This is a genomic window from Nonomuraea sp. NPDC050478, from assembly GCF_044458265.1.
In the GTDB taxonomy this organism is placed as follows: Bacteria; Actinomycetota; Actinomycetes; order Streptosporangiales; family Streptosporangiaceae; genus Nonomuraea; species Nonomuraea ferruginea.
Genome location: NZ_JBITHT010000002.1, coordinates 145293 through 172118, shown reverse-complemented (window position 1 = coordinate 172118; position 26826 = coordinate 145293). Strand labels below are relative to the sequence as shown.

Below are 26826 nucleotides of genomic sequence, written 5' to 3'. Positions count from 1 at the left end.
AGCATCATCTCCCGATATTTAAGGAACGTCCGTGGAAGACGACCTGCTGAGCGAGCTGCTCGCCCCGCTGCGCCTGCGCGGCGTCTTCCACAGCCGCTGGACCGCCCGCGCCCCGTGGGGCGTGGCGGGCGAGCGGGAGGACTGCGCGCTGCTGCACTACGTCCAGGAAGGCGCCTGCCTGGTCGAACTGCCGGAGCGGACGGTGCGCCTCGAAGCGGGCGACCTGGCCGTGTTCCCGCACGGCACCGCCCACACGCTCGCCGACGCCCCGGGCCGCGCGACGATCCCCCTGGCCCGGCTGCTCCCCGCGCGGGAACCCGGCGCCATCGGCACCGTCCGCATCGACGGGCCGGGGCCGGCCACCACCCTGCTCTGCGGCGGCCTGCACTACGACGCCTCCGCCGCCGCCCCGCTGTACCGGTCGCTGCCGCCGGTGCTCGTCCTGCCGTCGGCCGCGGTGGCCGGCCAGCCCCTGCTCGGCGACACGCTCACGCACCTGGCAGGGGAGTGCGACCAGGCGGAGCCGGGACTCGCGCTGGTGGCGCTGCGCGGCTTCGAGCTGGCGTACGTGCTGGCGCTGCGCGCCGCCCTGACCTCGCTCGGCGACGTACCGGTGCTGCCGGCCCTGCGCCACCCGGCCATCGCGCCCGCCCTGCTGGCCGTGCACACCCGGTTCGCCGAGCCGTGGACGCTCGCCGGGCTGGCGGCGGAGGCGGGGCTGTCCAGATCGGCGTTTGCGGCCACGTTCCGCGAGCTGATGGGGGAGCCGCCGATGCGGCACCTGACGGCCCGCCGCATGCAAGAGGCCGCGCGCCTCCTCTCCACCACGTCCCTTTCCCACGAGACCATCGCCCGGCGCGTGGGTTACGGGTCCGCGGTCGGCTTCCACCTGGCCTTCAAGCAGTGGTACGCGAGCACCCCCGGCGCGTTCAGGCGGGAGCGCGGCGTCAGCCGGCGGGGATGAGCTCGACCCGGATGATCCGATCGTCTCCCGGGCGCGGATCCGTCCCGCCCCAGGTCGCCCGGTCGGTGTTGGAGGTCACGATCCACAGCGCCCCGTCGGGGGCGACCTCGACCGTGCGGATGCGGCCGTACTCGCCCGCGTAGTGGCCGATCGGTTCGCCGGCGGGCTTGCCCCCGTCGACGGGCAGCTGCCACAGCCGCTGCCCGCCCAGTGCCCCCATCCAGAGGGAGCCGTGCGCGTAGGCGACGCCCGACGGCGACGCCTCGTCGGGGTGGAGCGTGAAGATCGGCGGCTCGCCGGTGTCGCCCTCGACGCCCTCGGTCTCGGGCCACCCGTAGTCCAGCCCCGGCCGCAGCACGTTGACCTCGTCCCAGGTGCGGTGGCCGAGCTCGGAGGCGTACGCCGTCCCGCCGGGGCCGAAGGCGATGCCCTGGACGTTGCGGTGCCCCGAGGAGTAGATCGCGGTCCCGGACGGGTTGTCGCCGGGGATCGAACCGTCGAGCCCGACGCGGAGGATCTTGCCGTTCAGCGACGCGTCGTCGGCGGCCTTCTCCGGGTCGAACGCGTCACCGGTGCCGATCCACAGGTGGCCGTCCGGGCCGATCCGCATCCGGCCGCCGTGGTGGCGGTCCGCGGTGCCGATGCCGTCGAGGACGACGCGGTCCCGCCGCAGCGATCGGAAGTCCTCGCCGACCTCCAGCGCGACGACGCGGTTGGCCCGGACCCCGGAGACGTACGCGAAGATCGTCCGGTCGTGCGCGAAACCGGGTGACACCGCTAGGCCGAGCAGGCCGCCCTCGGCACTGGCCGCCACGTCGGGCACCACGCCGACCACGGCGGCGGAGCCGCCTGCGGCGGGGACGCGCAGGATCCGTCCCGTCAGCCGCTCGGAGACCAGCGCGGATGTGTCGGGGAGGAAGGCCAGGCCCCAGGGAGCGCTCAGGCCGGTGACGAGCTCGGTCCGCTCGCCCGGCCGCGCGACCGCCTGCTCCGACCGCGCCGGGGCCGGGGCGCACCCGGTCAGCCCGATCACGGTCGCGACGGCCGCCATGACGACAGGGATCTTCAGTTTCGCGTCCATGACTCCTCCGCGGCGTTGATATCAGCGATAGCATCGCACAGTTTCCGCCGATACGGAACAGTGCTAACAATTTATCGATATCGCCGATTCGTGGAGAGCTCAGGGAATGATGGAGTCGACGTAGCCGCCGTCCACCCGGACCGCCGCCCCCGTGGTGGCCGAGGCCAGGGGAGAGGCCAGGTAGGCCACCAGGTTGGCGATCTCCTCGGGCTCGATCAGCCTCTGGAGCAGCGACAGCGGCCGGTGCTCGCGCATGAACGCGCGCTGCGCCTCTTCCCAGGGCAACGACCGGTCCACGAGTTGGTAGACGAACTCCTCGACGCCACCGGTGCGGGTCGGGCCGGCGATGACCGCGTTCACGGTGACGCCGCTGCCCGCGGCGTGCTTGGCGAAGCCGCGGGAGACCGCGAGCAGCGCGGTCTTGCTCGCGCCGTAGTGGATCATCTCCTCGGGGATCACGATCGCCGAGTCGCTGGCGATGTTGAGCACCCGGCCCCAGCCGCGCTCGGCCATCCCCGGCAGGTAATGGCGGATGAGCCGCACGCCGGCCAGGACGTTGACCTCCCAGTAGCGCCGCCACTCGGCGTCGGTGATCTCCAGGGCCGGCTTGGCGCCGAAGACACCGAGGTTGTTGACCAGGATGTCGGCCGAGGGCACGACCCCGGTGACCGCCGCCGCGCCGTCCTCGGTCGCCAGGTCGCCCGGCGCGGCGAAGAACCGGCCGGCGCCCGCGTCCGCGGCCAGGGCCGCCACGGCGTCGCCGACGGCCTCGGCACGGCGGCCGTTGATCCCGACGCGGGCTCCGGCGTCGGCGAGCCGGCGCGCGATCGCCGCCCCGATGCCCTGCGTGGAGCCGGTCACGAGCGCGGTCCTGCCGGTGAGGTCAAGCGTGATCACGTCGATCACGCTATACCCGCGGGCCCCGGACGAGCCGGATCCCCGCAGGCCGGGAGGGTCCGCGCCCGGCCCGGCCGTCAGGCCAGCGGGCGCGGGGGCGGCAGGCGGAGACGGTCGACCGCGTCGCGGCGGGTCTTCTCGGGACGGCGGTCGTAACGGGCCGTGGTCGCCGGCGACGAGTGGCCCACCAGCGCCTGCGCCGTGGCCAGGTCCACGCCCGCGTCCAGGAGCTCGCCGATGAACGTGCGCCGGAAGTCGTGCGCGGTCCGGGGGGAGGCGCCCGCCGAGGCCAGCCGCCGGGCCAGGATGTCGGCGACGCCCTGGCCGGTCAGCGGCACCGGGCGGCCGTCGCGGCACCGCAGCCGGCCCGCCTTGCTGATCGGGCTGAACAACGCGCCCGCCGCGCGTCCCCGTACCGCCAGCCAGCGCTCCACCAGCCCGAGCGCGTCCGGCGTGAGGTAGACGAGACGCTCCTTGTCGCGCTTGCCGCGCACCCGCAGCGACCGCGCGCCCGGGTCGTAGTCGGCGAGCGCCAGCCCGCAGACCTCGGCCCGGCGGCAGCCCGTCGAGTAGAGCACCGCGATCAGCGCCGCGTCGCGCTTCCCGGCCGCCGAGTCGTCACAGGCCGACAGCGCCGCGCCCACCACCTCCGGCGGCACGTGCTGCCCCACCGGCAGCCGGGTCTGCCGCACCGGAGCCAGGTCGGCGGCCCGCGCGTAGTCCTCCGCGCCGGTCTGCCCGAGCCGCCACGCCTCCTTCAGCACCCGCCGCAGCGCGACCAGGTGCTTGTTGACGTACGCGGCCGACCAGCCCCGCTCGACCAGCATCGTGCGGATGCGCACCGTGTGCTCGTAGCGCAGCAGGTGCCACGGCTGGCCCGCCCCGGTCGCGTTCTCGTCGCCGGTGAGCAGCCGGGCCAGCCGGTCGAGGCAGCCGCGCATCGTCCGGCGCGACTCGGAGCTGGTCAGCGAGTCGAGATAGACGTGGTACGGGTCGCGGGCGGGCTCGACGTTCGGCGCCGCCACCTCGGGCACGGCGGGCAGGCTCACCCGCACGATCTTAGTGGCGGCGCCGTCCGTTCACAGGAGCGCGTCGAGCAGGCGGTCCACGTCCGACCGGTCGTTGTAGTGCACCAGGCCCGCCCGCACCGCGCTGCCCGCGTCGCGGATGCCGAGAACGGCCGTCAGCTCCCAGGCGTAGTTGTGGCCGTTCCACACGTTCACCCGGCGCGCCGCCAGGTGCTCGGCCACCTCGCGCGGCGTCTTGCCCGCGACCGTGAAGTAGGCGGTGGCGGTGCGCCGGGCCGGCTTGCCGTACACCGTGACGTGCGGCATCGACTCCAGGCCCGCCAGCAGGTGGCCGAACAGCTCCAGCTCGTGCTCCTCCGCCGCGGCCATCGAGGCCAGCAGCCGCTCGCGCCGCGTCCCCGTGCCCGGCGCCATCGCCGCCAGGTGGTCCACGGCCGCGGTCACCCCGGCCAGGTCGGCGAAGGCGGCCGTGCCCCGCTCGAACCGTTCGGGCACCTCGTCGGACGAGGACGCCAGCTTGTCCGGCCGGACCGTCTCCAGCAGCGCCGGGTCGGCGATCACCGCGCCGATGTGCGGCCCCGACCACTTGTAGGCGCTCGTGGCGTAGAAGTCGGCGCCCAGCGCCTTCATGTCCACCGGCCCGTGCGCGGTCGCGTGCACCCCGTCCACGTACGTGAGCGCGCCCGCCTCGTGCGCCAGCGCGCAGATCGCGGCCACGTCGGGGCGGGTGCCGAGCACGTTGCTCGCCGCCGTCACCGCCACCAGCCGGGTGCGCGGCCCGATCAGGTCCGCGTACTGCTCCACCGGCAGCTCCCCGGTGACCGGGTCCACCTCCGCCCACCGCACCGTCGCCCCGGTGTGCACCCACGGCCGCACGTTGGCGTCGTGGTCGAGCCGCGACAGCACCACCTCGTCGCCCGGCCCCCACTCCCTGGCCAGCGCTCCGGCCAGCCGGTACGTGAGCGTCGTCATGTTCGGCCCCAGGACGACCCCGTCAGGGTGGCCGCCCACCAGGTCGGCCACCGCCGCCCGGCAGCCCGCCACGATCGCGTCCGACCGGTGGCTGGCGGGGAACGCGCCGCCCACGTTGCCGATGCCCTGACGGTAGGCGCCGGCGATGGCGTCGATGACCGGCTGCGGCACCTGCGTGCCCGCCGCGCCGTCGAGGTAGGCGTACCCGTCGGCCAGCGCCGGATAGGCCGCGCGCACTGATGCGAGAGGAAAAGTCATGATGCCATCATGCTCTCGCTCAAGGACGTCGACGGACGCCGAATCCCGCACGCTGGAGCGTCACCGCCCCGGCCGGCCGCCTCACCGGACCCCGGCTTGCCCGCGGCGGGACATAGATGGTTGGGTCAGGGCAGAGGTGAACCCATGCCACAGCTTTCCGCCCTGGACGCGCAGTTTCTCCACTTCGAGACCGCGACCAACGTGGCCAACATCGCCGGACTGGCCATCCTGGACGGCGAGCTCAACCGTGCCGACCTGCAGGACCTGCTGCAGGCGCGGCTCCCGTACGTGCCCGCGCTGCGCCGCAAGCTGGCCCCGGTGCCGCTCGGCCTGGACCACCCGTACTGGGAGCAGGAGGACGATCTCGACCTCGACTACCACGTACGCGAGATCGGCCTGCCGCCGGGCGGCGACGACCGGCAGCTCGCCGAGCAGGTGTCGAGGCTGCACGCGCGCGCTCTGGACCGGTCGCGGCCGTTGTGGGAGATCTACCTGATCCACGGGCTGGCCGGCGGCCGCACCGGCCTCTACACGAAGATCCACCACGCGGCCGTGGACGGCGTCGGCGGCGCGGACGTGCTGGCCGCGCTGCTCGACCTGGCGCCCACGCCCGCGCCGCCGCCCCCGCACGCGCCCGAGCGGGACGAGCCGCCGCCCGGGGCCGCCGAGATGCTGCTGCGCGGCCTGGCCAGGATGGCGCTGAACCCGGCGCACGCGGTGCGGTTCATCGCGCAGGCGGTGCCGCACATGGACGAGATCCCGGTCCTGTCCTCCCTCCCCGGCAGCCACACGCTGTCCGGGCTGGCCCGCAAGGCCGCCGGGGTGGGACAGGTGCCCGACCTGCCGGCGGCGCCGGCGCCCTGGACGCCGTTCAGCGGTCCCGTCTCCCAGCATCGGCGCTTCGCGTTCGTGTCGCTGCCGCTGGCCGAGATCAAGGCGGTGCGCAAGCGGTTCGAGATGACGGTCAACGACGTGGTCATGGCCGTGTGCGCGGGCGCGCTGCGCCGCTGGATGGCCGCGCACGGCGGGGCGCCCGACCGGCCGCTGGTGGCCGGGGTGCCGTTCTCGCTCCGCGAGCTCGGCGACGAGCAGGCGGGCAACCAGGTCACGCTCGTGCCCGCCCCGCTGGCCGCGCACGTGGACGACCCGGTGGAGCGGCTGCGTGACGTGCGCGACGTGATGTGCCGGATCAAGGACCGGTTCGGGCTGGCGCCGGCGCGGTGGCTGCGCGAGTTCAGCGAGTCGATGCCGGCCGCCCTCATGGGGCTGGCCTCCCGGTCGGCGTTCGGGCTGCTCGGCCAGACGGCGCCGCCGATCAACGTGATGGTCTCGAACGTGCCGGGCCCGCAGTTCCCGCTGTACGTGAGCGGCGCGCGGCTGCTCTCCTTCTACCCGGTCTCGGTGATCACCGACATGAGCGGCGGGGTCAACATTACCGCCTTCTCCTACGACGGGTCGGTCGACTTCGGCGTGGTCACCGACCGGGTGATGGTGCCGGACGCGTGGGAGCTCACCGGTTACCTGCGCGACTCCCTCGACGAACTGCTCGACGCGGAGGCGTCCTTCAAGCGATGAGGCGCACCCGGCGGCCCGGTCAGGGCCGCCGGGCGGGTCAGCCCAGGTAGTCGCGCAGGGCCATGGCCCGCGACGGGTGACGCAGCTTGGACATGGTCTTGGCCTCGATCTGGCGGATGCGCTCGCGCGTCACCCCGTAGACGCGGCCGATCTCGTCGAGCGTCATCGGGCTGCCGTTGACCAGCCCGTACCGCATCGAGATCACGCCCGCCTCGCGCTCCGACAGCTCGTCCAGCAGCGCGCGCAGCTGGTGTTGCAGCAGCGTGAAGGAGACCGCGTCGGCGGGGGAGACCGCCTCGGTGTCCTCGATCAGGTCGCCGAACTGGCTGTCGCCGTCGTCGCCCAGCGGCGTGTCCAGGGAGATCGGCTCGCGGCCGTAGCTCTGCACCTCGACCACCCGGCCCGGGGTCAGCTCCGTCTCCTCGGCGATCTCCTCGGGGGTGGGCTCACGGCCGAGCTCGCTCTGCAGCCGGCGCTGCGCCCGCGCCACCTTGTTGATCAGCTCCACCATGTGGACCGGGATGCGGATCGTGCGCGCCTGGTCGGCCATGGCGCGGGTGATCGCCTGCTTGATCCACCAGGTGGCGTAGGTGGAGAACTTGTAGCCGAGCCGGTAGTCGAACTTCTCGATCGTCCGGATCAGACCGAGGTTGCCCTCCTGGATGAGGTCGAGGAAGAGCATGCCGCGGCCCGTGTAGCGCTTGGCGATCGACACCACGAGCCTCAGGTTGGCCTCCAGCATGCGCCGCTTGGCGAGCTCGCCGTCGTCGGCGATCCACGTCAGGTCGGCGCGGAGCTCGTCGTCGAGGTCGGGCTCGGTGTCGAGCCGCTCCCTGGCGAACAGGCCGGCCTCGATCCGCTTGGCCAGCTCGATCTCCTGCTCGGCGTTGAGCAGGGGCACCCGCCCGATCTCCTTCAGATACGTCTTGACGGAGTCGGCGCCCACGGTCGCGACAGCATCGGCTGCGCTGTCGTCCAGTTCGATAACCTCTGCGGTCTGGGTCACGACACTCTCCTCGCTCGGCGGTGGACGGTTGGGCGGCGGTCGCGGGGTGCGGTCATCGGCTCCCTGGCTGATGAAGACGGAAATCTCCACTCCAAGCTACCCAACGCCCTGGAATGGTTGTGACTGCCATCACCCGGGCGGAAAGGACACCCAGGCGGCGGTCGCGTCGTCGTGGAGCTTGCCGTGCGGCACGCCTCTGGCCCGCTCCTGCTCGCGAGTCTCGGCCAGCAGCTTCTCCGGCTCGGCGGCGCCGGCCACCAGGCTCTCCCAGGCTCGCCCGTACCAGTCGGCCAGTCTCGTCGCGCCGTCGGTGAACAGCGCCGCCCCGCGCAGCTCGGTCACCGGCACCGCGCCCGCCAGCGCCTGCCCGGCGGCCTCCGGGCAGGCGCCCGCCACCCAGAAGCCGCCCGGCCGGTTGCGCAGCGAGGTCACCAGCTCCAGCGAGTACGGGCGCCCGCCCGGCAGGTGGTCGAGCCGGTCGTCGCGGACGACCGTCACCGAGCCGTCACGCCGCCACAGCGCCACCGCCGAGTCACACAGCACGAGGTACTCCAGCCGGTCGCCGCGACGCCGGGCGAGCGCCGCCGTGGCCGACGGCGAATGGGGATTGCCCAGGTCGCAGGAGCCGCCGTGGGCTTTCATGGTGGCGGTGATCGCCGCCGCCAGCACCTCCGGCAGCGGTCCGCCGTCCTCGATGCCCGCCGCGAGCGCGCCGGCGAGGGTGCGCACCAGCCACGGCACCCCGTGGCGGCACCCGGGCTCCACCCCCGGCGCCGGCGTCGCGCCGTCGAGCACCACCACCCACGACGGGCCTGCCAGCACGTAGTCCTCGTTCGCCCGGCCAGGGGCGGCGGCGCTCGCGTAACTGACGCGCAGCATCGAACTCCTCATGGATGACCATCAGATCGGCGGGTACCGGCCAGGAAAAGCCATGCGGAGATCAAGATTTCCGTGTCGCCGGATCACAAACTCCCGACGCTGTTTTACATTCCCAGCACCAGGCCCACGTCCACACACCCGTTCGGTGGTGACCCTTGTGACACGCACCCGTTCGAGCCTCGTCCACCAGGCAGGTTACGCGCTCAAGAATCCGCGGAAGATCATGCCGCACCTGCGGAGACTGAGCCGTGACACCTGGCTGCGGCTGCGCACCCGCGACCACGTCTCCTACTACCGCGCCGTCATGAAGGACGACGCCGCGCGCAGCCCCGAGGGCGCCGTCGGGTCCCACTCCCACCGGCGCTGGCTGGCGATGGGCCAGATGCAGTTCGACTACCTGGTCGAGCACGGGCTCAAACCGGAGTGCCGGATGCTGGAGATCGGCTGCGGCAACCTGCGCGCCGGCCGGCTGTTCGTCGACTACCTGGACACCGGCAACTACTACGGCCTCGACATCTCGCCCGACATCCTCATGGCCGCCCAGGACACCCTGGTCGCGCACGGGCTGCGCGACAAGCTGCCCCACCTCACCCCGGTCCGCGACCTGCGCTTCGCCTTCCTGCCCGACGAGCACTTCGACGTCGTGCACGCCCACAGCGTCTTCTCCCACTCGCCGATCGAGGTGATCGACGAGTGCTTCGCGCACGTCGGGCGGGTCATGAAGCCGCACGCCTGGTTCGACTTCACCTTCGACCGCACCGAGGGCAAGGAGCACCACGTGCTGCGGGAGGACTTCTACTACCGCACCGAGACGCTCGTCGCGCTGGCCGCCCGCCACGGGCTCGACGCCGTCTTCATGGAGGACTGGGAGCAGCTCCCGCACAAGCAGTCGAAGATCCGCGTCACCCGGCGGTCCTGAAATATCGGAATGCGTCGGGGACCGGCGGGTCCCTAGAGTGCCCGGGTGAGAGACATCCGGGCGCTGCCCAAGGCCCATCTGCACGTCCACCTCGAAAGCACCGTACGGCCCGAGACCATCCGCGAGCTGGGCGGCACGCCCCCCGGAGACACGCCGTTCCGGAGCTTCCGCGAGTTCGCCGACCGGCGGGCGCGGGTGCGCGAGCTGTTGCGCACCCCCGGCGATTTCCGGCGGATCGCGGTGGAGTTCTGCGCCGACGAGGCCGCCCAGGGTGTGCGCTACGCCGAGGTGACCTTCACCGCGGCCTCCCACTGCGAGCGGGTGGGCGCGCCGGAGATGCCGCTGGAGGCGGTGCTCGACGGGCTGGCCGAGGGGCGGCGGTACGGGATCGAGTGCCGCCTGCTCCTCGACCACTCCCGCCGCCGCCCGGTGGAGCGCATGTGGCGGACGTTGAAGCTCGCGCAGCGGTACGAGGATGTGGTGGGCATCGGGCTGGCCGGCGACGAGAGCTACCCGCTGGCCCCGTTCGCCGGGGTGTGCGACGCGGCCAGGGACGCGGGGCTGCGCCTGGTGCACCACGCGGGCGAGTTCGGCGGGCCCGGCAGCATCCGGGAGGCGCTCACCCTCGGCCACGCCGGGCGGATCGGGCACGGCATCCGCGTGCTGGAGGATCCGGAGCTGGTGCGGGAGGTGCGCGGGCGGGGGATCGCGCTGGAGGTGTGCCCGACGTCGAACGTGCTGCTCGGGCTGGTGCCGTCGCTGGCGGCGCATCCGCTGCCGCTGCTGCGCGAGGCGGGGCTGGTGGTGACGCTCAACACCGACGGGGAGACGTCACTGGCGGACGAGTACGCCCGCGTGCGCGACACGTTCCGGTGGCCGGACGCCGAGCTGGCGGCGCTGGCCAGGGCGGGTGTCGTGGCGTCGTTCGCCGGGCCGGAGCTGAAGGCGGAGATGCTGGAGGGCATCGACGCGTGGCTGGGCGGTGGTGCCTGATCGGTGGGGGATGCGGGGGGATCTGCGGGGGACCGGCTTGTAAGCGGTCGCGCGGGCGGCGGACTCCGCCGAGGTGCTGCCATCCCTGCCGCAGGCTCTCGTGGCCGGCGGGCTGCACCGGTCCTTCCCCCTGATCATCACCGGGCTGGTGGACGGCCTCCCAGGCGGCCGAAGGCCGGAAGACGGCTCCCCATGCCCTCCGCGACGTCGCCCCCCACTTGTGTGAGACGGGCGCGCGGCTGGGGTCCGGTTCGAACGAGTGCGACCCGTGACGCTGCAGTTCCGCGGTGGATCGGCATCCACGCAGGTGGATCGTCGACCGGCAACCGGATAGGCGGGCCGGCAAGCCGCATCCGGCCAGGCGGACGGGCGATTCGCAGTCGGCCGGTTGGATCGGGAACCCGCATTCGGACAGGCGGTTCGGCGATCCGCGTGCGGCCAGGTGAATCGCGGGGCGGAAACCGGGCGGGCGGACGGCCGGCCGGAATCCGGGCAGGCGGGTTAAGGTGCGGTGGGGCCGGCGGCATCCGGGCGCGGCCGTGCCTGACCGCCGCCCGGCCACGGCCGGGACCGGCCGGCGTCCGGGGACGACAGGAACCGACCGGCGCGCGCATCGCCGCGCGGCGGGACGGGTCTGAGACGGCGACTCGCCATACATGGTGCAACTCCTCGCACGAGTCTTCTCCTCAGACCTACCGCCTGGCCAGTGGGCGCAAGCCCAAATTCTCACCAAGTCTCGGCCTAGGCGTGAGCTCCCACGCCGACGGGGCCCACCGTCAGCCGCGGCGTCCCCTCCAGGATGCCGCCGATCCGCGCCACCTGCTCGTCCAGCTCACGCAGCGCGGCGGCGGACAGCTCGGCCAGCGGTTCCACGGTGACGTCGATCCGCTTGCCCGAGCGCCGCTGGTGCCACACCCCGGCGACCTGCCCGTCCACGAGCAGCACCGGATAGTTGCCCGCCTGCCCGCCCGCCAGCGCCCGCCGCGCGGCGGCGCCCTCGTACAGCAGCTCGCGCGGCCGGCCCGCGACCACGTACGCGTCGAAGTACGGCAGCAGCCGGACCCCGCGCGGCGGCTCGTCCGGCACCCCGGTGTCGCCCGCGAGCACCCACGCCGACCGGCCGTCCAGCCGCACCTCCTCCAGCTCGACCAGCTCGAACGCCGCCACGGCCCACCGCTTCGGCCCGCCCGCCCACTGGGCGAAGTGCTCGGGCGTGGCCGGCCCGTACGCGGTCAGGTAGGCCCTGACCAGCTCGGCCCGCCCGTCCACCGGCCGGAGCTCGCCCGGCGGCGCGGTGTAGGTCACCTTCCGGCCCCTGACCGGCCCGAACACGAACGCGCCGCGGTGCGCCGCCAGCGCCATCGCCTGCCGCCAGCGCGGCCACATGGTCTGGAACGCCGGCATCACCAGGTCGCCCGCCCACGGCCCGGCCACCTCGATCACCGCCTCGCTCAGCTCGTCGATCGTCAGCGTCCGCCCCGCCACCACCTCCCGGATGGCGGCCACCACCCGCTCGGTCTGCTCCGCCGTCATCCGCACCCCTTCGGAGAACGCGTTCGTCCCCGCCGGGATGGAGGACATCGCCCCCACCCACAGGGGCAGGTCCCGCGTGGGCAGCAGGTGCACGGTGCCGCGCGGCCCGTGCGTCTTGACCAGGCTGCGCGCGCCCCACAGCGCCTCGCGCACGTCGGCCCGCGTGGCGTCATCCATGCGCAGCGCCACCGACACCTCGGCCGCCGACATCACCTGGGCGTGCGCCCCGCACATCGCCGCCACCACCCCGGCCGGCCGGCCGCCGCCCGCCGCCGTTCCGTCCAGCCCCGCCCGGGCCAGCCGCCGCGCGCTCACCTGGCTCCACGTCATCTCGATCACGCCTTCACCGTACGAGACGACGCGGAAAGCTCCGTTCCGCGTTGGTCGGCGATCAGCCGCGCGGTACGGTCGGGCATGCGGACGTTACTGACGTGCCTCATCACCGCCCTGCTGCTGACCACGGCCTGCGGAGACGCCGCCCCCGCCGACCCGCGGCTGCGCGCGGAGCTGCTGGAGATGCTGCGGCTGGACCAGGAGGTCAGGACCCCCGACGCCGATCAGGCCGACTGGGACCGGATCGAACGCGCCAACACCGAGCGCATGCGCCAGATCCTGGACGAACACGGCTGGCCCGGCTACGAGCTGGTGGGGGAGGACGGCGAGGACGCCGCCTGGGCACTCGTCCAGCACGCCGACCGCGCCCTCGACCTGCAGCGCCGGGCTCTGGCCCTGCTGCGCGAGGCGGTCGCGAAGGGCGACGCCTCCCCGGGCAACCTCGCCTACCTGGAGGACCGGGTGCGCGTCGCCGAGGGCAAGCCGCAGCGCTACGGCACCCAGTGGGAGCCGACCCAGGACGGCCAGTGGCGGCCGCGCACCCCTATCGAGGACGAGGCCGGGGTGGAGGAGCGCCGCGCCGAGGCCGGGCTGCAGCCGCTCGCCGAGTACCTGGAAGAGCTCAAGTCCTTGGAGTAGGGCGCCGCGTTAGGGTTGTCAGCGTGCATGAGGAACGCCGATGAAGTACCTACTGCTGATCTACGGCAACCCCGCGTCCCAGGAGGCGATCGCCCGCGCGCGTGACCAGGTCATGGCCGAGGTCGACACGCTGATGAAGGAGCTGGCCGCGACCGGTGAGCTGGTCGGCGGCCAGGCCCTGGCCGGGCCCGCCGAGTCGAAGACGGTCGTGGTGCGCGACGGCGTGCCCGCGGTCACCGACGGGCCCTTCCTTGAAAGCAAGGAGTTCCTGGCCGGCTACCTCATCGTCGAGTGCGACAGCGTCGAGCGGGCCACCGACATCGCCGCCCGCTGGCCGGACGCCCGCCTGTGCGCGATGGAGGTGCGGCCGATCATCAACGAGGTCACCGCGTGAGCACGGCTGTGGCCGACGACCTGCTGCGCGAGCTCGTCCCCCAGGTTCTCGGCGTGCTCGTGCGCCGCCACGGGCAGTTCGACGCCTGCGAGGACGCCGTCCAGGAGGCGCTGATCGACGCGGCCGTGCAGTGGCCGGCGCAGGGCCTGCCGGACAACCCGCGCGCCTGGCTGCTCACCGTGGCCACCCGCCGTCTGACCGACCAGGTGCGCAGCGAGTCCGCCCGCCGCCGCAGGGAGGAGAACGCCGCCGCCCGCACGCCCGCCGACGAGCTGGTCGCCCCGGCTCCCGGCGAGGAGCGGGCGCCCGGCGGCGACGACACGCTCACCCTGCTCTTCCTGTGCTGCCACCCGGCGCTGTCACAGCCCTCCCAGCTCGCGCTCACCCTGCGCGCCGTCGGCGGCCTGACCACCGCCGAGATCGCCGCCGCCTTCCTGGTGCCCGAGGCGACCATGGCGCAGCGCATCAGCCGGGCCAAACAGCGCATCAGGGCCGCCGGCGTGCCGTTCGCGCCGCCGCCCGAGCCGGAGCGCGCGGGGCGGCTGCGCGTGGTCCTGCACGTGCTCTACCTGATCTTCAACGAGGGCTACGCCGCCACCTCGGGCCCCGACCTGCACCGGCCCGAGCTGACCGCCGAGGCGATCCGGCTGGCCAGGGAGCTGCACCGGCTGCTGCCCGGCGACGGCGAGGTCACGGGCCTGCTGGCGCTCATGCTGCTGACCGAGGCGCGCCGCCCGGCCCGCACCGACGAGGCGGGCCGGCTCGTCCCCCTCGACGAGCAGGACCGCGCCCTGTGGGACCGCCGGCTCGTCGCCGAGGGCGTCGCGCTCGTCACCGGCGCGCTGGCCGGCGCGCCCCTCGGCCCCTACCAGGTGCAGGCCGCGATCGCGGCCGTGCACGACGAGGCGCCCGCTGCCGCCGACACCGACTGGCGGCAGATCCTGGCTCTGTACGGGGTGCTCGCGGAGCTGGACGACAATCCCGTCGTCGCGCTCAACCAGGCGGTCGCCGCGGCGATGGTGCACGGCCCGCGGACCGGGCTGGCGCGGCTCGACGAGCTGGCCCGTGACGGGCGGCTGGCGGGCCATCACCGGCTCCACTCCGTCCGCGCCCACCTGCTCGAACGCGCGGGTGAGCCGGAGGCGGCCGCGGACGCCTACCGTGAGGCCGCCCGCCGCACCACCAGCCTGCCCGAGCGCCGCTATCTGGAGGACAGGGCGGCCGCGGTGCGCTGACCCGGTAGTTGACAATTATTTTTTTCGGTGCGATGTTGGGCCCATGTACGAAGTGACGGTGATCGAGGATCCCGCGGCGGCCGAGGCGTCGCTCGATCCCATGCGCTCCAGGCTGCTGGCCGAGCTGGTCGAGCCGGGCTCGGCGACCTCGCTCGCCGCCAAGGTCGGCCTGGCCAGGCAGAAGGTCAACTACCATCTGCGCACGCTGGAGAAGCACGGCCTGGTCGAGCTGGTCGAGGAACGCAAGAAGGGCAACGTGACCGAGCGGGTGATGCAGGCCAAGGCCGCGTCCTTCGTGATCTCCCCGGTGGCGCTGGCCGCCGTGCAGCCCGACCCCGAGCGCGCCCCCGACCGGCTGTCGGCCCGCTGGCTGCTGGCCGTGGCCGCCAAGCTGGTACGCGACGTGGGCACGCTGATCACCGGCGCCGCCACGGCGGGCAAGCGGGTGGCCACGTTCGCCATCGACGGAGAGGTCCGCTTCGCCTCGGCCGCCGACCGGGCGGCGTTCGCCGAGGAGCTGGCCGACGCCGTCACCCATCTGGTGAGCAAGTATCACGACGAGCAGGCCGCGGGCGGTCGCGAGCACCGGCTCGTCGTCGCCGTGCACCCCGCGGTGAAGGAGGAGCGCTGAGGTGGGACGCGAGTTCGAGCTGCCCCAGGAGGCCGTCGTCGAGGCGACCCCGGAGGAGGTGTGGGCGGCCATCTCGACCGGCCCCGGCATCGACTCGTGGTACCTGGGCCGCAGCCAGGTGGCCGGCGGGGTGGTGCGCACCGCCTTCGGCGGCGGCGAGATGGAGCCGTCCAGGGTGACCGCGGCGGAGGAGCCGCGCCACTTCGCCCACACCAGCGACATCGCCGCTGACGGGCGCTTCGTCGCCTACGAGTTCCTCGTCGAGGGCCGCGGCCAGGGCAGCACCATGGTGCGCATGGTCACCAGCGGCTTCCTGCCCGGCGACGACTGGGCCGACGAGTTCGAGGCCATGTCCGGCGGCCTGTCCCTGTTCTTCGCCACGCTCGTGGAGTATCTGACGCACTTCCGCGGCCGCCACGCGACCCCGGTCGTGGAGTTCGGCCCGCCGGTGACCGACTGGCCGCGCGCCTGGGAGATCCTGTACGCGGAACTCGGGCACGCCACGCCGGGCGACAAGGTCCGGCTGGACGCGGCCGGGGTGGAGGGCGTCGTCTACCACCGCGGCGACCAGACGCTGGGCATCCGCGCACCCGACGCGCTCTACCGGTTCATGCAGGGCTTCCACGGCCCGATGATCGCCTCCCACCACGTGTTCGGCGACGCCGCGGGCCAGGGCCCGGCCTGGCGGGCCTGGCTGGAACGGCTCTACGGCTGAGCCTTGCGGGCCCGTACCGCCAGCACCAGCGGGACGGGCCCGCCGCTCTCCTCGAACCGCTCCGGCGTCAGCCCCGCCGCCAGGAAGTCGTTGAGCAGGCCGGACAGCGGCCAGTGGCTGGCGCCCACCTTGGCGCGCACGCCCTTGTCGGTCCACGACTCCTTGGTCCAGTGGCTGTCGCGGTATCCGGGCCGGATCACCAGCGCCCCCGGGTCGCTGCGGTCGGCGAACCCGCCGCAGAAGCACGGATGCACCCCCACGTGCACGAACAGCCCGCCGGGACGCAGCACCCTGGCCGCCTCGCGCAGCACCTGGGGGTAGCGGGGCATGTCGGTGTGCACCATCACCGCGATCACGGCGGGCAGGCGGCCGTCCGCGAACGGCAGCCGCGCCGCGTCCGCCCGCAGCGTCGGCAGGCGGCCCCGGGCGTGGCGGAGCATCCGCTCCGACAGGTCCACCCCGAACGGCGCCCACCCCAGTTCGCGCACCACCCGGGCGTGCACGCCGGTGCCGCACCCGATCTCCAGGCACGGGCCCGCGCCCTCGCCCAGCAGCCCGCGCAGCACCCCCTCGATGCCCAGCGGGTCACCGGCGCCGAGGAACTCCTCTGCGTACCAGTCGGCGATCTCGTCGTAAGCGGCCTTCATCTCCTCAGCGGATCACGCCGCCCGTTACCCGGCCAGGCTTTCCGCCGACGGCTTAGGACTCACGGCGCGCCGAAGATCGCGTCGCGGGCCGTCGTCAGGGCCGTCACCACCGCCCCCTTGACCACCGGGTCGCCCTCGACCTCCGTCACCCGCACCTCGGTCGGGACGGGTGCCACCGCCGCGAGCCCGTCCGCGACCCGGGCTGCCAGCTCCGCGCCGCCCTCGCGCCCGGTGTCGCCGGCCAGCACGACCAGGCCGGGGTCCAGCACCGCGACCCCGGGGAACGCCGCCAGCACCACCCGGCGGGCCAGCTCGCCGAGGTCCAGCCGGGAGACCTCCTGCCTGGTGAGCAGGTCGCAGATCGAGCCGGCCGAGGAGTCGAGGAAGCCGATCTCGCCCGCGCCGCCCGACGCCCCCTGCCGCGGCCTGCCGCCGAGCACGACGGCCGCGCCGATCCCCTCGTCGAGCCAGAGCATGACGAAGTCGTCCCGCCCGGCCGCCGCCCCCTCGCGGTGCTCGGCCAGCGCGGCCAGGTTGACCTCGTTCTCCAGCACGACCGGCGCGGCCAGCCGTGCGCGCAGGTCGCCCAGCAGGCCGGGCCGCCAGCCGGGGAGCATGCTCGCCTCCAGCATGTCGCCGGTCCGCGGGTCCACCACGCCGGGCACGCCGACGGCCACCGCGTCGACGGCCCGGCCGGCCGCCGCCTCGGTGACCGCCGCGGCGACCTGCTCGGCCAGGTCGCCGCCCGCCTCGCGGGTGCGGGTGCCGACGGTCGTGCCCGCCAGGTCGGTGACGACCGCGTGGATGGCGTCGCGGCGCACGCCGACGCCCGCCACGTGCGCGCGTCCGGCGACGATCCGGTAGAGCTTGGCGTTCGGGCCGCGCCGGTCGCCGCCGGTCATGCCGTGCGCCTCGACCAGCCCGCCGGCCTGGAGCCGCTCGATGAGGTCCGACACGGTGGGCCGCGACAGCCCGGTCAGCGTCTTGAGCTGCGGCGCCGTCAGCGGGCCCTGCTCCAGCAGGAGGTCCAGGGCCAGCCGGTCGTTGATCGCGCGAGCGGTGCTCGGGGTCGCCGTACGCATCTTTCCTCTTTTCATCAGGAACCCTGCCTGATAATTTACTACCCATGAGACATCCCCATCATCGCGCCATCGCCGCTGCCTTCGCCTTGCACGGAGCGGTCACGGGCAGCCTGGTCACCCGCACGCCGTGGATCCAGGACAACCTCGGCCTGGAGCCCGCCATGCTCGGGCTGGCCCTGCTCTGCCCGCCGGTCGGGGCGTTCCTGACGATGCCCACGACCGGCCGGTTAGCCCACCACTTCGGCGCGCGGACCGTGCTGCGGGTGCTGCTCCCGCTCAACTGCGCGGCGCTGGTGCTGCCCGCGTTCGCGCCCGGGTTCGGCTGGCTGTGCCTGGTGATGTTCCTGCTCGGCGCCACCGCCGGCGCCGTCGACGTGGTCATGAACGCGCAGGGCGTCGAGGTGGAGCGGCGGGTCGGCCGTTCGGTGATGGCGGGTCTGCACGGCATGTGGAGCGTCGGCAACTTCGCCGGGGCCGGCGTCGGCGTGGCGGCCGCGCACGCCGGGCTCGACGCCCGCGCCCACCACGTCATGGTGGCCGCACTGCTGATGGCCGCCACCGTACCGGCGCTCCGAGGGGTTCCCGGCGGGCGGCCCGCCTCGGGCGGGCACGCGCCGCCGCACTTCGCCCTCCCGTCGAAGGCCGTGTTCGTCATCGGCCTGGTCGGGGTGTGCGCCGCGGTGGTCGAACTGTCCAGCATGCAGTGGGCCGCCGTCTACACCATCGCGGTCACCGGTTCGAGCGAGGCCGTGGGCGCCGTCGCGTACGCGGTCTTCGCCGGTTTCATGGTGCTCGCCCGGTTCCGCGCGGACGCGGTCATCGGCAGGTTCGGCCCGGTCCGTACCGTGCGGTGGGCCGCCGTGCTGGCCACACTCGGCACAGTGGTGATCGCGGCCGGGCGCGTCCCGGCCGTCACCGTCACGGGGTTCGCGCTGTTCGGGGTGGGCATGGCGGTCGTCATCCCGCTCGTGTTCGCCGCCGCGGGCAACGCGGGCAAGGACACGGCCACCGGCGTGGCCGGGGCCGCCACGATGACGTACCTGGCCGGGCTGGCTGCGCCGGGGGCGACCGGCTGGCTGGCGGACGCCGCGTCCTTCCCCGCCGTGTTCTGGGTGTTCGCCGCACTCACCGCCGTGATGGGCCTGCTGGCCGGCGCGTTGCGGCCGGCGGCGGCGTCGCGGCCCGTGCCGGTGCCGGCGGGGGAGCGGTGAGCTATGGGCGGCGTGACCTGGCGGCCTCCAGGCCGTCGAGGACCAGGGCGAGCCCCGTCTCGAACGCCTGGCTCGACTTGCGCTCCAGATAGGCGACGGGCTCCTCGCCCGGCCGCGGCGGCCCGGCCTCGACCCGCGACAGCATCGGATAGCGGCCGGCGAAGCCGGGTGCGACCTCCGCCAGGATCGCGCCCCTGGCCCGCCACCACTCCTCGTCGGACACGCCCGTCTCGGCCCCGGCCCGCCGGGTCTCGGCCACGGTGGCGGCCGACCCGCGGACGAAGTCGGTGAGCAGCGACACGGCGCCGCGCAGCACCTCCGGCGGCAGGCCGGTCTCGTGCAGGATCCCCGCCAGCGACTCCAGCAGCGTGAACTCGTTCGGCCCGAGCACCGGCCGGGCCTGCGAGAGCCGCAACGCCCACGGGTGGCGCAGGTAGAAGGCACGCACCTCGCGGGCCCACGCCGACACCGCCGCCCGCCAGCCGTCCGACAGGTCGTAGGCCGCGGGCAACGCGGCCAGCGCCCGGTCGTACATGAGGTCGACGAGTTCGCCCTTGCCCGGCACGTACGTGTAGAGCGCCATGCCGCTGCGGCCCAGCCGCTCGCCGACCCGCCGCATGGACACTGCGGCCATGCCCTCGGCGTCGGCGATGGCGATGGCGGCGTCGACGATCTCGTCGACGCTCAGCCCGGGCTTGGGGCCGGGACGGGCCTCCTGGGCGGGCCCGGCCCGCCACAGCAGCGCCATCGACCGGCGTGGATCACCTTGCCCGGCGTAGACGACCAACGTGCGGCTCCTCGGGGATCTCTCTACGCGTCGAGGATATCCGCGACAAGCGCCGGCGCCGGCACGGAAGATCCGTGCCGGCGCCGGTCGTCATTATCAGGAGCCCGTATCAGTCCTCGCCGAATGGCTCGAAGCCGTGGTCGTGGTGGAAGCCCCAGAACCGCTTGCACACCTCGACGTCACGCGTGCCGAGCGCGACGTCGTCGCCGTGCGTCTTGATCCAGGCGCCGTCGTACTCCGCGTCGAACGTGCACGGCGGGTACGAGACGGTGGCAGCGGCCGGAACGGCCATGGCGGTAGCGAAGGCGGCCGAAGCGAACAGCAGGCCACCCGCGGCGATGAGCGAAGTTTTCATGATCTCCCCTTGATCACGAAGTGGTATCGATCCGTCACTATACGTAGCCAAGTTGGCTTCGGAGGAAACGCCACGCCAGACATGAGAACTCATTACAGGCCGGGCAGATCCCCGCTCGGCGGCCTGAAGCACGCCACGCCGCCGAATCACGGCGAGTGACGGCACCGGACCCCAGGACGTCGTCTTCGGGATCCGGTCAGGTCGCCGGAGTCAGGTGGCCGGCGACCAGGGTGACGAAGTCGTCGGGGGTGATGACGGTGATGCCGAGGGACTCCGCCTTGGCCCGCTTGGAGCCCGCCTTCTCGCCCGCCACCAGCAGGCTGGTCCTGGCCGAGACGCTCGACGACGACTTGCCGCCCGCCCGCTCGATCAGCTCGTTCATCTGGTTGCGCGTCAGGGCCGCCAGCTCGCCTGTCATGGCGCCCGTGACCACCACGGTCTTGCCCGTGAGGGGAAGCTCGGCAGTCTCGCCGGCCGGGGCCGGCCCGGCGGGGTCCGGAGCCTGGCCAGGCTCGGTCATGTTGACCCCAGCGGCGGCCAGCTTGGCGATCAGCGGGCGAAGCTCGGCCAGCTCGGCGACCAGGAGCGTGGCCTTCTCCGGCCCCATGCCCTCCACCTGCTGCACGGCCTCGGCGTCGGCGGCGAGGATCGCGTCCATCGTGCGGAAGTGGCGGGCGATGCGGCGTGACATCGACCGGCCCGTGCCGCGCACGCCCAGCGCGCAGAACACCCTGCTCAGCGGCCTGGCGCGGGCCTGGTCGAGGGCGGCCAGCAGCTTGTCGGCGCTGGTCTCGCCCATCCGGTCGAGCCCGAGTATCTGGTCGCGGGTCAGCGTGAACAGGTCGGCGAAGTCGATGATCAGGCCCGCGTCGAGCAGCTGGACGATGCGGTTCTCCGCGAGCGTCTCGATGTCGAGCTGGTCGCGCCCCGCCGCGTAGAGGATGGACGCCAGTGCGCGGCAGGCGCGGCCCCGCACGCACCGCCAGCGCTCCTGCGACCGGTCGATCTCGCCCGCGCAGTTGGGGCACGACTCGGGGAAGACGATCTCCGTCTCCTCGCCCGTGCGCAGGTGGACCACCGGCGCCTCGATCCGGGGGATGACGTCGCCCGCCTTGTGGACCATGACCTGGTCGCCCAGCCTGAGGCCGCGGCGGGCGATGTCGGCGGGGTTGTGGAGGGTGGCGTAGGTGACGGTGCTGCCGTCGAGCTCGACCGGCTCCAGCACGCCCCGGGGCGCGATGACGCCGGTGCGGCCGACGCCCCACTCGACCCCGACCAGCTTGGTGATCTTCTCGGTGGCGGGCAGCTTGTAGGCGGTCGCCCAGCGCGGCGCGCGCGTGCCGAAACCCGCCGCCGCCTGGTCGGCGGCGCTGTCGGCCTTGATCACGATGCCGTCGATGCCGAACGGCAGCGTCGCCCGCGCCGCCGCCACCTCGCCGATGCGCTCCTGGATGCGCTCCACCGTCGTCGCCACGATGCCTGCCACCGGGGTCGCCGCCGTCGTGGCCACGCCCAGCTCGGCCACCAGCTCCATGATCTCGCTGTGCGGCAGCTCGCGCAGGCTCGCCGCCAGCTCGGAGTCGTCATCGGGCGGCAGCGGCAGCGCGCTGTAGCCGAAGAACGTCAGCTCGCACACGTAGGGCCGGTCCTTGGCGCGCAGCGTGCCGGCGGCGGCGCTGCGCGGGTTGGCGAAGGTCGTGCCGTCGTGCGCCTGCCGCTTGGCGCACGCGGCCTCGAACTGCTCGGCCGTCATCAGCACCTCGCCGCGGATCTCCACGGTGACCGGCCTGGACAGCCGCCGCGGCAGCCCGGTGACGGCGCCGATGTTGTGGGAGACGTCCTCACCGGCCGCGCCGTCGCCGCGGGTGACGAGCTGCACGAGCCCGCCCCGGTGGTAGCGCGCCGACACGGCCAGGCCGTCGAGCTTGGGCTCCACGCTGAAGGCCGCCACCGGGCGGCCCAGCCGCCGCTCCAGCCCGGCCACCCACTTGGCGAGCTGCTCGGCGGAGAACACGTTGTCGAGGCTGAGCATCGGCACCGTGTGGGGCACGTCGCCGGTCACCGCGCCGCCGGCCACCTTGCCGGTGGGGGAGTGGGGGAGCACCTCGCCGGGGTGGGCGGCCTCGTAGGCCTGGATGCCGCGGAACAACCGGTCGTAGTCGTCGTCGTCGAGCTCCGACTCGCCGGTGCCGTAATAGGCGGCGTTGGCGTCGAGGGCCCGCCGCACGGCCTCGGCATAGGCGGCCCGGTCGGCCAGGACGGTGTGGGGCGCGGTGTCGGTCATGAGCTTCATCCTTCCAACCGGCACCGACATTTTCGTCTCTCCGACCAGCGGCTCAGCGGCCGCGGCGGCCCCTCCCACCGGAGCCGGAGAGAGGGGCCGCGTCGCCGCCGCTCGCGCGGCGATCTCATCATGCAGGATGAAACGGCCGGAGTTCCGACCCGAAGGGGGCCGCATGGCGGGTGTCAAGGACGTCGGGGATCTCATGCACCGGACCTTCTTCCGGACGCTCTCCCTGCTGGGCTCCCGCGGCCAGGGAGCCCTCCTGCGCCGCTACTTCGACTGGTGGCACCGCAACCCCGACCCCTGGCACATGGGCACGGACGCGTACGAGCAGGCCAAGTACGCGGCCACCCTCGCGCAGATCCCCGACCGCCCGTACGGGCGGATCCTGGAGGTCGGGTGCAGCGAGGGCGTCTTCACGAAGCTGCTGACCGAGGCCTATCCCGACGCCGACATCACCGGGCTCGACATCTCGGAGCGGGCGCTGTCCAGGGCGGCCGAGCGGGTGGAGAAGGCGTCCGGCCGGACCAGGCTGCTGGCCGCCGACATCCTCACCTTCACCTCCGAGCACCGCTACGACCTGGTGTTCTGCGCGGAGACGCTCTACTACCTGGGCCGCCGCGACCGGCTGAAGCGGGCCAGCGAGCAGCTGGCCGGGCTGCTCGGTCCCGGCGGCGTGCTGGTGCTGGTGCATCCGTGGCCGGAGGCGAGGCGGCTGCACCGCTTCGTGCACGCGAGCCCGCTGTCCCAGGTGAGCGAGCGGGTGGAGACCACGGCGCACCGGCCGTTCTCGGTGTGCGTCTATCAGGCGCGGCCGACCGGCTCGACCGGCGCCGCCTGAACCTCCGGCGCCCGCGTCACCCGCGCCAGCGCCACCGTGCCCAGGGCAGCGAGGCCGAGGGCCGCGCCGATCCAGCCGATCGACCCGTACCCGAACCCCGCCGCCAGCGCCAGCCCGCCCAGCCAGGGGCCCACGGTGATGCCGGTGTTGAAGGCCGCCACGTTCACCGCCGCCGCCAGCGCCGGCGCGCCCGCGGCCAGCGCGAACACGCGGGTGTTGAGCGCCGGGTTGACGGCGAAGCCGAACCCGCCCAGCAGGAACGCCAGCGGCACCACCGCCCACGCCGCCTCCGCGCCCAGCGCGATCCCGGCCGACACCAGTGTCACGCCGGACAGTCCGGTGAACAGCAGGGCGAACGGCCGGGAGTCGGCCACCCGGCCGCCGAGCGTGATCCCGATCAGCGAGCCCAGCCCGTACAGGGCGAGCACGCCCGCGACCCAGGCCGGCGCCAGGCCCGTGGTGTCGACGAGCAGCGCGGCGAGGTAGGCGAAGACGACCAGCAGGGCGGCGGTGGAGACGGCGGTGGTGGCGCAGGCAAGCCACACCTGCGGCCGGGCGAGCGCGCGCACCTGGGCGCGCAGCGGCAGTTCCCCGCCCGCCGGCGGCTCCGGGCGGGCGGCCGGGACGGTGGCGAGCACGCCGGCCGCGGCGAGCGCCGACAGCGCGGCCACGGCCCAGAAGACGGCACGCCAGCCCAGGCTCTGCCCCACGAGGGTGCCCGCCGGCAGGCCGACCAGGGTCGCCACGGTGAGCCCGCCCGCCACCACGCTCATCGCCCGCCCCCGGGCGCTGACCGGCACCAGGCCGATCGCCGTCACGGCCGCCACCGCCCAGAATCCGGCGTACACGAAAGCCCCCGCCACGCGGGTCGCGAGCAGCACCCCATAGGAGGAGGTCAGCGCCCCCACCACGTGGGTGACGGCGAACACCGCCATGAACGCCAGCAGCGCGTCGCGGCGCGGCCAGCGCAGGGTCAGCACGGCCAGCACCGGGGCGCCCACCAGCATCCCCAGCGCGAACCCGGAGATCAGCAGGCCCGCCTCCGGCACGGACACGCCCAGGTCGGCGGCCATCTCCGGCAGCAGCCCGGCGAGCATCAGCTCCGACGTCCCCTGGGCGAAGATGGCCACGCCCAGGATGTAGACGGCCAGCGGCACAATGATCACTCCAATTTTAGATAGATCAGTACAAAACAAGGGCGGGAAAAGCTCAGAAGGCCCGCAGCGCGGTCGTGGCGATCGCCTCCAGCGCCGCCCGGTCGCCGCCGCCGCGAGCGGCCACCCGCATGCCGCCGACCGTGGCCATGAGGAAGTGCGCGAGCGCGCAGGGATCCCGGTCGGGGCCCAGCTCGCCCTCTGCGCGCGCCGCCGCGAAGGCGTCACGCAGCCTGGCCACCCGCTCCTCCTGGTGGCGCCTGGCCGGCTCGGCCAGCTCGGGGTCGCGTGGCCCCAGCTCCACCAGGGTGTTGACCACCATGCAGCCCGGCGGCTCGCCCTCGGGGCTGTCGACCGCGTACCACAGCAGGGTGCGCACCTTCTCCCTGATCGGCAGCTCGCTGTCCAGCAGCTCCGCCAGCTCGGCGTCCTTGCGCTCCATGTAGCGCCGCAGCGCCTTCAGGAAAAGCTCGCGCTTGCTCTCGAACGCGTTGTAGACGCTGCTGCGGCCCAGCCCGGTCGCCGCGCACAGGTCCTGTGTCGAGGTCGCCTCGTAGCCGGACTCCCAGAACGCCCGCATGGCCGCCTCGACGGCCTGCTCCTCCTCGAACGTCCTCGGTCGTGCCATGTCCCGTACGGTAGCGTTTTGGACTGATCTGTGCAATACGGGAATCCGCCATACGAGTCGGCGGGCGGCCCCATGGTCGCGGCACCCGCGCCCGCCTAGCGTGAGAACACATGATCACCCTTGACCGGCTCACCAAGCGGTACGGCGAGCGCACCGCCGTCGACGGCCTCACCCTCCAGGTGAAGCCCGGCGCCGTCACCGGCTTCCTCGGCCCGAACGGCGCGGGCAAGTCCACCACGATGCGCATGATCCTCGGCCTCGACCGGCCCACCTCCGGCACCGCGCTCGTCGGCGGCACCCCGTACCACCGGCTGGACAGGCCGCTGCGCACGGTCGGCGCGCTGCTCGACGCCCGCGCCGCGCACCCCGGACGCAGCGGCAGGGCTCACCTGCTGGCCCTGGCCCGCGCCAACGGCATCCCCGCCGCGCGCGTCACGCGGGTGCTCGAACGGGTCGGGCTGGCCACGGTGGCCGGCAAGCGGGCCGGCACGTACTCGCTGGGCATGAGCCAGCGCCTGGGGATAGCGGCGGCGCTGCTCGGCGACCCCGAGGTGCTGATGTTCGACGAGCCCGTCAACGGGCTGGACCCGGACGGGGTGCGCTGGGTACGCGAGCTGATGCGGTCGCTCGCCGCCGAGGGCCGCACCGTGTTCGTCTCCAGCCACCTGATGAGCGAGATGCAGCTCACCGCCGACCACCTCGTGGTGATCGGCAAGGGACGACTGCTCGCGGACGCGCCGCTGTCGCGGCTCCTGGCGGCCACCGAGGTGCTGGTCCGCAGCCCGCACGCGGGCGACCTGGCGGACCGCCTGACCGCCGTCGGCCTGACGGCCGTCCGGCGCGGCGAGAACGAGCTGGTCGTGACCGGCGCGACCGTGGAACGGGTCGGCGACCTCGCCCACGAGGCGGGCGTGCGGCTGCACGGGCTGAGCCCTCGCGAACCCTCGCTGGAACAGGCCTTCCAGGAGCTCACGGCCGGCAGCGTTGAGTACGGGGTGACCCGATGAGGGACGCGATGGCGGCCGAATGGGTCAAACTCCGGTCGATCCGCTCCACCTGGCTCTGCCTGGCCGCGGGCGTCGTGGTCAGCGTGCTCGGCGCGATCACGCTGGGCGGCGCGGCGGCGATGGAGAGCGAGCACGTCCAGGCGACCGAGCCCGTCGTGTCGGTGATCCTGTTCTCCCAGTACGCGGCCATCGCGCTGGCCGTGCTGGCCGTCACCACCGAGTACGCCTCCGGCACCATCAGGCCCACCCTGCAGGCCGTGCCGGTGCGCGGGCGGATGCTCGCGGCCAAGTCGCTCGTGGTGGCGCCCGTGCTGTTCGCCGCCGGAGTGCTGACCGGGGCGGCCGCCGCGCTGGCCACCTACCTGGTGCTGCTCGCGCCGGTGTTCCGCTCGGCGCCCGCGCTCGCGCCCGCCGAGACCGCGGCCGACCTGCTGCGGCTCGGCGTCTTCCACGCGCTGGTCGGGGTGCTGGCGGTGGGGGTGAGCGCGGCGCTGCGCGGCTCGGCGGGGTCGCTCGCGGCGCTGTTCATGGCGACGCTCGGGCTGCCGCTGCTGCTGGTGATGACGGGCGTCCCCGCCGCGGTGGAGGTGTCGCTGCGGCTCCCGACGTTCGCCGGGATGGCGTTCCTGGGAAGCACCGACAACCTCACCGGCGGGCCGCTCCCTTACCCGCCGGGCGAGGGCCTGGCCTGGCTCGCCGCCTGGACCGCGCTGGCCGTGGCCGCGGGCTACGCGGTGCTGCGCCGGCGCGACGCCTAGACTGCGCAGCCGTGGACGTC

The 26826-nt window shown here is 73.8% G+C and carries 26 protein-coding genes and 1 pseudogene; 13 read left to right on the top strand and 14 right to left on the bottom strand.

Annotated features, from left to right (window positions below; translation table 11 throughout):
* Window positions 1-31: 31 nt before the first annotated feature.
* Window positions 32-964 carry an AraC family transcriptional regulator gene (locus ACIBF7_RS08845; protein ID WP_397196799.1) on the top strand — a complete coding sequence of 311 codons (933 nt, stop codon included), beginning with the start codon at window positions 32-34 and terminating at the stop codon, window positions 962-964.
* Here ACIBF7_RS08845 and ACIBF7_RS08840 read toward each other — a convergent pair.
* From ACIBF7_RS08840 to ACIBF7_RS08825, 4 genes are all read right to left on the bottom strand, one after another.
* On the bottom strand, window positions 948-2045 hold the full coding sequence (locus ACIBF7_RS08840) for a PQQ-dependent sugar dehydrogenase (RefSeq protein ID WP_397196798.1): 1098 nt from the start codon (window positions 2043-2045) through the stop codon (window positions 948-950). The two genes, ACIBF7_RS08845 and ACIBF7_RS08840, sit on opposite strands and share 17 nt — an antisense overlap.
* 99 nt (window positions 2046-2144) lie before the next feature.
* Entirely contained in the window at window positions 2145-2939 is a 795-nt protein-coding gene (locus ACIBF7_RS08835; RefSeq protein WP_397197251.1) for an SDR family NAD(P)-dependent oxidoreductase, read from the bottom strand.
* An 80-nt stretch (window positions 2940-3019) separates the two neighbouring features.
* Complete coding sequence (locus ACIBF7_RS08830) at window positions 3020-3991, bottom strand: tyrosine-type recombinase/integrase (RefSeq protein WP_148031917.1); 972 nt, start codon at window positions 3989-3991, stop codon at window positions 3020-3022.
* Window positions 3992-4021: 30 nt separating this feature from the next.
* Entirely contained in the window at window positions 4022-5200 is a 1179-nt protein-coding gene (locus tag ACIBF7_RS08825; RefSeq protein ID WP_397196797.1) for a cysteine desulfurase-like protein, read from the bottom strand.
* A 144-nt stretch (window positions 5201-5344) separates the two neighbouring features.
* On the opposite strand from ACIBF7_RS08825, the gene ACIBF7_RS08820 reads away from it, so the two are divergent.
* Window positions 5345-6775: a wax ester/triacylglycerol synthase family O-acyltransferase gene (locus ACIBF7_RS08820; RefSeq protein ID WP_397196796.1), complete on the top strand. Its 1431-nt coding sequence runs from the start codon at window positions 5345-5347 to the stop codon at window positions 6773-6775.
* Window positions 6776-6812: 37 nt separating this feature from the next.
* Here the strand turns inward: ACIBF7_RS08820 and ACIBF7_RS08815 are convergent.
* Together ACIBF7_RS08815 and ACIBF7_RS08810 are read right to left on the bottom strand one after the other, a co-directional pair.
* A pseudogene (locus tag ACIBF7_RS08815) lies at window positions 6813-7814 on the bottom strand (RNA polymerase sigma factor); the annotation flags it as partial.
* A gap of 96 nt (window positions 7815-7910) precedes the next feature.
* A complete protein-coding gene (locus tag ACIBF7_RS08810; RefSeq protein WP_397196795.1) occupies window positions 7911-8660 on the bottom strand; it encodes a protein phosphatase 2C domain-containing protein in 750 nt (249 codons plus the stop codon).
* 157 nt (window positions 8661-8817) lie between these two features.
* On the opposite strand from ACIBF7_RS08810, the gene ACIBF7_RS08805 reads away from it, so the two are divergent.
* Window positions 8818-9579 carry a class I SAM-dependent methyltransferase gene (locus tag ACIBF7_RS08805; RefSeq protein ID WP_261808583.1) on the top strand — a complete coding sequence of 254 codons (762 nt, stop codon included), beginning with the start codon at window positions 8818-8820 and terminating at the stop codon, window positions 9577-9579.
* A gap of 45 nt (window positions 9580-9624) precedes the next feature.
* Window positions 9625-10572, top strand: a complete 948-nt coding sequence (gene add, locus ACIBF7_RS08800; RefSeq protein WP_397196794.1) for an adenosine deaminase — start codon at window positions 9625-9627, stop codon at window positions 10570-10572.
* 741 nt (window positions 10573-11313) lie between these two features.
* Here the strand turns inward: add and ACIBF7_RS08795 are convergent.
* Window positions 11314-12435: a winged helix DNA-binding domain-containing protein gene (locus ACIBF7_RS08795; protein WP_271280196.1), complete on the bottom strand. Its 1122-nt coding sequence runs from the start codon at window positions 12433-12435 to the stop codon at window positions 11314-11316.
* Window positions 12436-12519: 84 nt separating this feature from the next.
* Here ACIBF7_RS08795 and ACIBF7_RS08790 point away from each other — a divergent pair, with 84 nt between their 5' ends.
* Genes ACIBF7_RS08790 through ACIBF7_RS08770 form a run of 5 tightly spaced genes read left to right on the top strand, consistent with a single transcriptional unit; the run spans window position 12520 to window position 16052 of the window.
* Window positions 12520-13077: a DUF6624 domain-containing protein gene (locus tag ACIBF7_RS08790; RefSeq protein ID WP_219552178.1), complete on the top strand. Its 558-nt coding sequence runs from the start codon at window positions 12520-12522 to the stop codon at window positions 13075-13077.
* A 40-nt stretch (window positions 13078-13117) separates the two neighbouring features.
* A complete protein-coding gene (locus tag ACIBF7_RS08785) occupies window positions 13118-13471 on the top strand; it encodes a YciI family protein (RefSeq protein WP_148031910.1) in 354 nt (117 codons plus the stop codon).
* Window positions 13468-14706, top strand: a complete 1239-nt coding sequence (locus ACIBF7_RS08780) for an RNA polymerase sigma factor (RefSeq protein WP_397196793.1) — start codon at window positions 13468-13470, stop codon at window positions 14704-14706. The genes ACIBF7_RS08785 and ACIBF7_RS08780 overlap by 4 nt, the downstream gene beginning before the upstream one ends.
* Before the next feature lie 43 nt (window positions 14707-14749).
* A complete protein-coding gene (locus tag ACIBF7_RS08775) occupies window positions 14750-15337 on the top strand; it encodes a helix-turn-helix domain-containing protein (protein ID WP_187281186.1) in 588 nt (195 codons plus the stop codon).
* A 1-nt stretch (window position 15338) separates the two neighbouring features.
* Window positions 15339-16052 carry an SRPBCC domain-containing protein gene (locus tag ACIBF7_RS08770; protein WP_271280192.1) on the top strand — a complete coding sequence of 238 codons (714 nt, stop codon included), beginning with the start codon at window positions 15339-15341 and terminating at the stop codon, window positions 16050-16052.
* Here the strand turns inward: ACIBF7_RS08770 and ACIBF7_RS08765 are convergent.
* Both ACIBF7_RS08765 and ACIBF7_RS08760 read right to left on the bottom strand, forming a co-directional pair.
* Window positions 16043-16699 (bottom strand): class I SAM-dependent methyltransferase, encoded by a 657-nt coding sequence (locus ACIBF7_RS08765; RefSeq protein WP_148031908.1) that lies wholly within the window; start codon window positions 16697-16699, stop codon window positions 16043-16045. The two genes, ACIBF7_RS08770 and ACIBF7_RS08765, sit on opposite strands and share 10 nt — an antisense overlap.
* Window positions 16700-16758: 59 nt before the next feature.
* Window positions 16759-17781 (bottom strand): ROK family transcriptional regulator, encoded by a 1023-nt coding sequence (locus tag ACIBF7_RS08760; protein ID WP_345482571.1) that lies wholly within the window; start codon window positions 17779-17781, stop codon window positions 16759-16761.
* 44 nt (window positions 17782-17825) lie between these two features.
* Here ACIBF7_RS08760 and ACIBF7_RS08755 point away from each other — a divergent pair, with 44 nt between their 5' ends.
* A complete protein-coding gene (locus tag ACIBF7_RS08755) occupies window positions 17826-18992 on the top strand; it encodes an MFS transporter (RefSeq protein ID WP_345482569.1) in 1167 nt (388 codons plus the stop codon).
* Between the two features lies 1 nt (window position 18993).
* On the opposite strand, the gene ACIBF7_RS08750 is transcribed toward ACIBF7_RS08755, so the two are convergent.
* The 3 genes from ACIBF7_RS08750 to ligA form a co-directional block, all read right to left on the bottom strand.
* Window positions 18994-19779 carry a TetR/AcrR family transcriptional regulator C-terminal domain-containing protein gene (locus ACIBF7_RS08750; protein ID WP_345482568.1) on the bottom strand — a complete coding sequence of 262 codons (786 nt, stop codon included), beginning with the start codon at window positions 19777-19779 and terminating at the stop codon, window positions 18994-18996.
* 109 nt (window positions 19780-19888) lie between these two features.
* A complete protein-coding gene (locus ACIBF7_RS08745; RefSeq protein ID WP_148031904.1) occupies window positions 19889-20134 on the bottom strand; it encodes a hypothetical protein in 246 nt (81 codons plus the stop codon).
* 196 nt (window positions 20135-20330) lie between these two features.
* Window positions 20331-22418, bottom strand: a complete 2088-nt coding sequence (gene ligA, locus ACIBF7_RS08740) for an NAD-dependent DNA ligase LigA (RefSeq protein ID WP_271278295.1) — start codon at window positions 22416-22418, stop codon at window positions 20331-20333.
* A 172-nt stretch (window positions 22419-22590) separates the two neighbouring features.
* Between ligA and ACIBF7_RS08735 the strand changes: the two genes are divergently transcribed.
* Window positions 22591-23259, top strand: coding sequence for a trans-aconitate 2-methyltransferase (locus ACIBF7_RS08735; RefSeq protein ID WP_271278294.1), 669 nt, complete (start codon window positions 22591-22593; stop codon window positions 23257-23259).
* Here ACIBF7_RS08735 and ACIBF7_RS08730 read toward each other — a convergent pair.
* Complete coding sequence (locus ACIBF7_RS08730; protein ID WP_271278293.1) at window positions 23223-24425, bottom strand: Cmx/CmrA family chloramphenicol efflux MFS transporter; 1203 nt, start codon at window positions 24423-24425, stop codon at window positions 23223-23225. The two genes, ACIBF7_RS08735 and ACIBF7_RS08730, sit on opposite strands and share 37 nt — an antisense overlap.
* A gap of 43 nt (window positions 24426-24468) precedes the next feature.
* On the bottom strand, window positions 24469-25041 hold the full coding sequence (locus tag ACIBF7_RS08725) for a TetR/AcrR family transcriptional regulator (protein ID WP_148031901.1): 573 nt from the start codon (window positions 25039-25041) through the stop codon (window positions 24469-24471).
* A gap of 110 nt (window positions 25042-25151) precedes the next feature.
* Between ACIBF7_RS08725 and ACIBF7_RS08720 the strand changes: the two genes are divergently transcribed.
* On the top strand, window positions 25152-26048 hold the full coding sequence (locus tag ACIBF7_RS08720) for an ABC transporter ATP-binding protein (RefSeq protein ID WP_397196792.1): 897 nt from the start codon (window positions 25152-25154) through the stop codon (window positions 26046-26048).
* Window positions 26045-26806: an ABC transporter permease gene (locus tag ACIBF7_RS08715; protein WP_364236234.1), complete on the top strand. Its 762-nt coding sequence runs from the start codon at window positions 26045-26047 to the stop codon at window positions 26804-26806. Before ACIBF7_RS08720 ends, ACIBF7_RS08715 begins: the two co-directional genes overlap by 4 nt.
* Window positions 26807-26826 lie beyond the last annotated feature (20 nt).

Coding starts and splice junctions, on each gene's coding strand:
- ACIBF7_RS08840 (WP_397196798.1), bottom strand. CDS start 2,045: ATGGACGCGAAACTGAAGATCCCTGTCGTCATGGCGGCCGTCGCGACC.
- ACIBF7_RS08825 (WP_397196797.1), bottom strand. CDS start 5,200: ATGACTTTTCCTCTCGCATCAGTGCGCGCGGCCTATCCGGCGCTGGCC.
- ACIBF7_RS08820 (WP_397196796.1), top strand. CDS start 5,345: ATGCCACAGCTTTCCGCCCTGGACGCGCAGTTTCTCCACTTCGAGACC.
- ACIBF7_RS08810 (WP_397196795.1), bottom strand. CDS start 8,660: ATGCTGCGCGTCAGTTACGCGAGCGCCGCCGCCCCTGGCCGGGCGAAC.
- ACIBF7_RS08795 (WP_271280196.1), bottom strand. CDS start 12,435: ATGACGTGGAGCCAGGTGAGCGCGCGGCGGCTGGCCCGGGCGGGGCTG.
- ACIBF7_RS08790 (WP_219552178.1), top strand. CDS start 12,520: ATGCGGACGTTACTGACGTGCCTCATCACCGCCCTGCTGCTGACCACG.
- ACIBF7_RS08785 (WP_148031910.1), top strand. CDS start 13,118: ATGAAGTACCTACTGCTGATCTACGGCAACCCCGCGTCCCAGGAGGCG.
- ACIBF7_RS08775 (WP_187281186.1), top strand. CDS start 14,750: ATGTACGAAGTGACGGTGATCGAGGATCCCGCGGCGGCCGAGGCGTCG.
- ACIBF7_RS08765 (WP_148031908.1), bottom strand. CDS start 16,699: ATGAAGGCCGCTTACGACGAGATCGCCGACTGGTACGCAGAGGAGTTC.
- ACIBF7_RS08760 (WP_345482571.1), bottom strand. CDS start 17,781: ATGCGTACGGCGACCCCGAGCACCGCTCGCGCGATCAACGACCGGCTG.
- ACIBF7_RS08755 (WP_345482569.1), top strand. CDS start 17,826: ATGAGACATCCCCATCATCGCGCCATCGCCGCTGCCTTCGCCTTGCAC.
- ACIBF7_RS08745 (WP_148031904.1), bottom strand. CDS start 20,134: ATGAAAACTTCGCTCATCGCCGCGGGTGGCCTGCTGTTCGCTTCGGCC.
- ligA (WP_271278295.1), bottom strand. CDS start 22,418: ATGACCGACACCGCGCCCCACACCGTCCTGGCCGACCGGGCCGCCTAT.
- ACIBF7_RS08735 (WP_271278294.1), top strand. CDS start 22,591: ATGGCGGGTGTCAAGGACGTCGGGGATCTCATGCACCGGACCTTCTTC.
- ACIBF7_RS08725 (WP_148031901.1), bottom strand. CDS start 25,041: ATGGCACGACCGAGGACGTTCGAGGAGGAGCAGGCCGTCGAGGCGGCC.
- ACIBF7_RS08720 (WP_397196792.1), top strand. CDS start 25,152: ATGATCACCCTTGACCGGCTCACCAAGCGGTACGGCGAGCGCACCGCC.
- ACIBF7_RS08715 (WP_364236234.1), top strand. CDS start 26,045: ATGAGGGACGCGATGGCGGCCGAATGGGTCAAACTCCGGTCGATCCGC.